Raw genomic sequence first — 5,498 nt, 5'->3', positions numbered from 1 at the left:
GCACCAAGGCGTTCATCGACAGCTTCGCCTGGGCGCTGCGCAACGAGCTGAAGGATGCTGGCGTCAGCGTCACCACGCTGCTGCCCGGTCCGACCGACACGGATTTCTTCGAGCGCGCCCGTATGCTCGACACCGCAGTGGGCCAGGGCAAGAAGGACGACCCGGCTATGGTCGCCAAGACCGGGTACGAGGCCATGAAGAAGGGCGAAGGCGATGTGGTCGCCGGCTGGAGGAACAAGATCCAGGCGGTCATGGGCGCGGTGACGCCCGAGAGCGTCAAGGCCGAAATGCATCGCAAGATGGCCGAGCCCAAGAACGACGGCGAAATCTACCAGAAACCGCTCGGCTAGGCTCCTGTCCTCCGCCTCGGATGTTGGATCGAGGCGTCTTCGTTCGGCGGGGGCTATGGGCAGAGGGCGGTCTGCCGCGAAGACGTCTGAACGAACCGCCCCCATGGGGCGCGCGGCGCTTTGTTGAGAAGCGGCGGCCGGTCGTGTCGCTCCTCCGATCTCCGCCCGGGTTCAGCGTACGTCCGGCGCGCCCCGCTGCCGAGAACCGGTCGAGACCGAGACAACCGGCCGTCCTCGCCAACTGTCTCTCTGCAGAGAGCCAATTGCGACGCACCGCATTCAAGGCTGCGGCAGGAAGAGTTCGCAGGCGATGCCCTCCCGTCGCCAGTCGATGCGCACCACGCCCGCCGTCGGGCCGTCCAGTGCGCGTTCCATCACGCTCGTCCCGAAGCCGCGGCGGGTCGGTGTCGACACTGGCGGGCCGCCCGCCTCCGTCCAGCGGATCAGGGCGACCTCCGGCTGGACGGTCCAAACCACGTCCACGTGTCCATCGTCGGACGAGAGCGCCCCGTACTTGGCCGCGTTGGTGGCGAGTTCGTGCAGCACCATGGCGACGGCCTGGGCGGTCGCCGGGGCCAACAGAGCTCAGGCCCTTCGATCCGCACGCGCGGGGTGGTCTCTCCCAGGGTGAACGGCGCGAGTTCCTCGCCGACCAACCGCCGCAGGTCGGCGCCCGCCCAGCGCGATTCCGCCAGGAGCTGGTGCGTCCGCGCCAGCGCGTGGACGCGTCCGCGAAGGACGTCCCGCAACGCCTGCGCACTGGCCGCGCGGCTGAGAGCGATAATGCTCTCGACCACCGCCATCAGGTTGTTCGCGCGGTGGTCGACTTCGCGCGCGAGGAACCGGACCCGTTCCTCGCCGTACTTCTTGTCGGTGATGTCCATGGCGATGCCCACGACGCCGGCCGGCTCGCCCTCCTGATCGAGCAAGGCTTCGGCCCGCGTGTTGAACCAGCGGACCTCCCCGTCGGCGCGCCGAAAGCGGTACTCGACCTCGAAGTACCGCTCTCCGCGTTCGCGGGCCGCGTCGGCGGCCGCCGCGATGCGCTCGAACTCGCCGGGAAGATAGTTCTGCCTGAGATCGGCCATGGTAGGACGCGCGTCCAGCGGAAGCCCGATCAACCGGTTGAGATTTGGACTGGGTTCGATGGCGCCTTCCGAAGTGATCCGCCAGGCGGCCATGCGGCCGGCGCGCAGCGCCATCTGCAGTCGCTGCTCGGACTCCCGGATCGCCTCGTTGGCGAGCCTGCGGTCCGTGACGTCGATCAGGGTCCCGATATAGCGGGTCGCCTCGGCGCGGCCGTCCGGCCCCGACTGGAACACCGCAGCCTGACGCGGGCGTGGCAGGCGCGCGTGAATCTCGGGCTCGCCACAAGGCGCAGCTGCTGGTTTGATGACCGCATGAGCGCGACGCCCAGGACTCGCCCATCGACCGATGATGATCTGCTCGACGACTTGCGCCAGCTGCTCGCGGCCCGGGGCAAGCTCAGCTCCAGCCTCATCGAGGCGTCCGAGATCACGCGGACCCCTAACACCTACATCCGTCGCTTCGGCAGCCTCATCGCCGCGTACGCCCGCATCGGATACGAGGCGAGTGCGCGCCAGCGTGCGGCGTCGGCGAGATTCAAGGCCCAGAGCCCTTCGACCGGACCGACGGCCATCAATGCCTCCGCGCCGTCCGTCGGGCGCGGGGGCCGGCCGGAGCCTGCCACGCTGTCGCCACCCCCAGGATCACCGAGATGACGACCGCGACAGTGACCGAAGCGCGGATCGCCGGGTTCGTGCTCCCCTCCCAACCCTGCCACGCCAACATAGCCGAGGTCGCAATGGGGAGGATCGCGATCGTGACCGTTGTGACGAGGCGCGGCAGAAGGCCCGGATAGAGCGCGACCCAAGGGTAGGTCGGAAGCCTGTCGGCCCAATCCTTCCGGCCGTGCTGGATATGGAGCAGCATGTAAGTCTGGACAGCGAGGAGCACGAGCAGGCCCCAACGGCTGATCGAGTCCTGCGGAATCTCGACGCCAAGCACCTGTACGTTCTTGTTGTCGCGCTTGTAGAGCTCGCGGATGTAGGCGATCAGTTGGTCGAGCTTCAGCGACTCCAGCCCCTTCGAATAGAAATTCAAATCGCCGAACACGTCCTCGTAGCGACCCGTAAGGTCAACGCCCGCCGAGGCGGGGAAGAGCTCCGTCTGAACATCGATCTCGTGGTTCCGGCGCGCTGGGATCGGAAACCAGACTTCGTTGAAGCCAGGGGCCTCCTGCTCGTTTCTCCAGGCCAGCTCGGCGACGATGTACCATTGCCGTGGCGCGAAGTTCTGCGTCGCGCTCTTGTTCTGGCGCAGGCCAAGCTTGGCGTCGTTGATGACGATTTCGCCGCGCGCCCTGGCAAGGGCGGCGCGCGCGCGGTCGCGTTCTGCGGTAGTGAGCTCCTCTCCGAACTTGAAGAACCGGACTGGTCCAGGGCTGACGAAGCCGTCCAGGGTCACACCGACCGCCGTGCGGAAGAATTCCCACCGTTGCTGAAAGTCGCCAAGGGTGCCGGCGGCGTAGGTCCTGTCAGCGTTTCCGCGGAGCGTGAAATTCCCCACGGACATCATCGTCGCCGCGAACGAGGTCCCGCTGACGACGATCCTGTCCTTTGGCAGGCCTAGACTTTCGTTCAGGCGGTCCGGGATTTGGCTGAGGAACGCCTGAGACCTCGCCAGCGGCAGGTAGGACCTATCGTCACTCAGAAACGGCATGTCGTGCTTTTCGGACAGGGCGACGAGGGGCGGGCCGCCGAAGATCTTGGTCTCGATGCCAGCGATCGCCTGGGCCTGGGCGTAGGCCCTTTCGAGAGAGCCGTCCGGGCGGATAGACGCGGCGACCAACAGGGCAAAGCTCGTGGCGATCAGCGCGAAATGGACGCGACGCAGATGTTCGAGCAGCCCATCCGTCGTGGGCTTGCCGGGCCTGGGTCGCGGCCGGCGGGCCCGACCTGCAGTCGTCGCGCGGCTGATGTGTTTCATCGCGGCCCCCACCGCGCGTCGCCCGAGCTTCCCGCGAGACAACGCTTGCAGCCTCAGCTTGCCGCCGACATCGGCGCAACTGTCAAGCTCCCACGCCTGCGGCCCGTCGGCCACCTGGCCTGCGACGCGCCGATCCGACGTCGTTATGGCTCCGGGCCCCAGCGGCCCGGCGGATCAGCTGCTGTGTTGCGGGAGGTTCGGCGGCTTCGCAAGCGGCGGCGTCACGTCGACTTCGGTTGCTGAGACGTGTCGCACGCTGCCCGGCCGGGTGCGGCGAATCCGCCGCCAAGATCGCCGCTACTGTCGCCGGCGGGGTTCAGCGACGGGCGGGACTGGACCTTGCACGCCCCCCCGTCTACGCGCCGGCCAGGGCGTCCCGGCGCTGGCGCATGAGCGCGCCGGTCAAACCGAAGCCCATGATCATCAGCGCCCAGCTTGCGGGTTCCGGCACCCCGGTGTTGGCCGCCATCGCCACATTGTCCAACCTGGTGCTGTCGACGTTCCCGCTCCAGTCGGCGAAGATCTCGATGACTTTCAGGTTGGACATGATGGCCGCGAATTCCGCGGTGCTGACGGGGCCCGACACCTCCGTCGTCGTGCCCTTGTAGAAGTTCGCGGCGGTCAGCTCGAAGTTGAAACGGCTCAGGTCTCGCGTGGGCGTCGGACCCCAATCGGCATAGATCGTCTGATTGATCGCCCCATGCAGCACAAGGAAGGGCCGGTTGAGATATCGCGGATCGAGCGTGGCGGACGCGAAGTCGAAACTGAACGTTCCGCCGATATAGTCGGACTTGTCGCCCAGATAGGCGTCCGACGCCAGGTATCCCCAGGCGGCGACGCCGCTCGACTTGGTGAGGCTTTGGGTCGCCGGGTCCCAGTCCGGTGTCTGGTTCCGGAAGTCCGGCGAGCCGAACTTCCAGCCTTCGGCGCCTGTATCGAAGGTCGAGGTGATCATCGCGGCGGCATGGGCGGCCGGCGCAAGTCCGCCGGCGATGACCAGGCTGGCGATCGAAGCCAGGAACGTGTGGCGCATGTTCGTCTCCAAGATTTCGGCGCAGGGCTAAATCGCTGGCCGTCGTCCCGTCCGGCCCGTTCCGACGAAGGTCAGGTTTGGATCGACGAGCGTCCGCAAAATCCCGTGGGGCGCGAGGGCGTTCTGCGCCGCCCGCCCTCGCGGCGGCGCGGGGGAACGGTGGCGCCGGGCGTGATCGATCAAGTCGCCGGTTCGTCCCGACCGCGGCCCACCGGGCGACGACAAGGCCCGCCGGCGCGGCGAGACCTCGCCGAGGGAGGCGCGACCTGCGCTTGCGAGAAGGCCCAGGCCGGCGCCTTCCGCCGGTCCAAAGTCCGCCTATGTTGCGGACCTATGCCCGCCTTCCCCACCACCGCCCCGTCCGCCATACGCCTGGCCGTCGTGCAGCAGGTCCGCAAGCTGGTCGACGGCGCCGGGGACGACACGGTCGAACGCAACCGGCAGGACACCGGCCTGTTCGGTCCCGACAGCGCCTGCTGGCGGGTGCACGGCGACTTCACCAGCATGATGGTGGGCGGGATCGCCGCACTTTACCTGCAGATGCTCCACCCCGCCGCCCTGGCGGGGGTCTGGGACCATTCGGACTTCCGCAAGGACATGCTGGGTCGACTGCGGCGCACCGCCCGCTTCATCGCCGGGACCACCTATGGAGACCGCCGCGAAGCCCAGGCGCTGATCGACCACGTCCGGTCGATCCACGACAGGGTCTCGGGCGCGCGCCCGAACGGACGGCCGTATTCCGCCAACGATCCGGACCTACTGGTCTGGGTGCACGTGGCCGAGGTCAGTGCGTTTCTCGCCGCCTACCTCCGCTACGTCGACCCCCGGTTCCCGCCCGAAGACCAGGACCGCTACTACCAGGAGTACGCCGAGGTCGCCCGCCGGCTCGGGGCGCGGGACGTTCCGTGCTCGCGCGCCGAGATCGCCCGCTATCTCGAGGCCTCGCGCCCCGAGCTGCGCTGCGACCACCGCACCCGCGCCGTGGCCGCGGCCCTCGCCGCCGAGCCGGCCCCCAGCCTCGCCGCCGCGCCGGCCATGGCGGCCGCGTTCGATGCCGCGAAGGATCTCCTCCCCGACTGGGCGGCGCAGTTGCACGGCTTCCGCCT

Annotated in this window: 5 protein-coding genes and 1 pseudogene; 2 read left to right on the top strand and 4 right to left on the bottom strand. The window is 68.3% G+C overall.

Features of this window, described 5'->3' with window-relative positions:
* Positions 1 to 350 (top strand): SDR family NAD(P)-dependent oxidoreductase (locus tag Q0L11_RS12790; RefSeq protein WP_367183411.1); only part of this gene is annotated, 350 nt, incomplete at its 5' end.
* 279 nt (positions 351 to 629) lie between these two features.
* Here the strand turns inward: Q0L11_RS12790 and Q0L11_RS12785 are convergent.
* The 4 genes and pseudogenes from Q0L11_RS12785 to Q0L11_RS12770 all read right to left on the bottom strand — a co-directional run bounded on the left by Q0L11_RS12785 (position 630) and on the right by Q0L11_RS12770 (position 4,392).
* Positions 630 to 929: a sensor histidine kinase gene (locus Q0L11_RS12785; protein ID WP_296597718.1), complete on the bottom strand. Its 300-nt coding sequence runs from the start codon at positions 927 to 929 to the stop codon at positions 630 to 632.
* A 65-nt stretch (positions 930 to 994) separates the two neighbouring features.
* Positions 995 to 1,438 (bottom strand): annotated as a pseudogene (locus tag Q0L11_RS24680) (HWE histidine kinase domain-containing protein); the annotation flags it as partial.
* A 571-nt stretch (positions 1,439 to 2,009) separates the two neighbouring features.
* Complete coding sequence (locus tag Q0L11_RS12775; protein WP_296597715.1) at positions 2,010 to 3,473, bottom strand: hypothetical protein; 1,464 nt, start codon at positions 3,471 to 3,473, stop codon at positions 2,010 to 2,012.
* A gap of 241 nt (positions 3,474 to 3,714) precedes the next feature.
* The gene (locus tag Q0L11_RS12770) at positions 3,715 to 4,392 is read right to left on the bottom strand and encodes a PEPxxWA-CTERM sorting domain-containing protein (RefSeq protein ID WP_296597713.1); all 678 of its coding nucleotides are present in this window, start codon (positions 4,390 to 4,392) and stop codon (positions 3,715 to 3,717) included.
* A gap of 333 nt (positions 4,393 to 4,725) precedes the next feature.
* Between Q0L11_RS12770 and Q0L11_RS12765 the strand changes: the two genes are divergently transcribed.
* Positions 4,726 to 5,498, top strand: a 773-nt coding sequence (locus tag Q0L11_RS12765) for an oxygenase MpaB family protein (RefSeq protein WP_296597711.1), incomplete at its 3' end; no start/stop codon positions are given.

Source organism: Phenylobacterium sp. (assembly GCF_024508875.1).
GTDB lineage: Bacteria > Pseudomonadota > Alphaproteobacteria > Caulobacterales > Caulobacteraceae > Phenylobacterium.
The sequence above is the reverse complement of the archived record's forward strand: the minus strand, read 5'-3'. Positions and strand labels throughout refer to the sequence as shown.

What these genes read in the sequence shown, in the direction of transcription:
- Q0L11_RS12770 (WP_296597713.1), bottom strand. Translation starts at nt 4,392, where the DNA reads ATGCGCCACACGTTCCTGGCTTCGATCGCCAGCCTGGTCATCGCCGGC.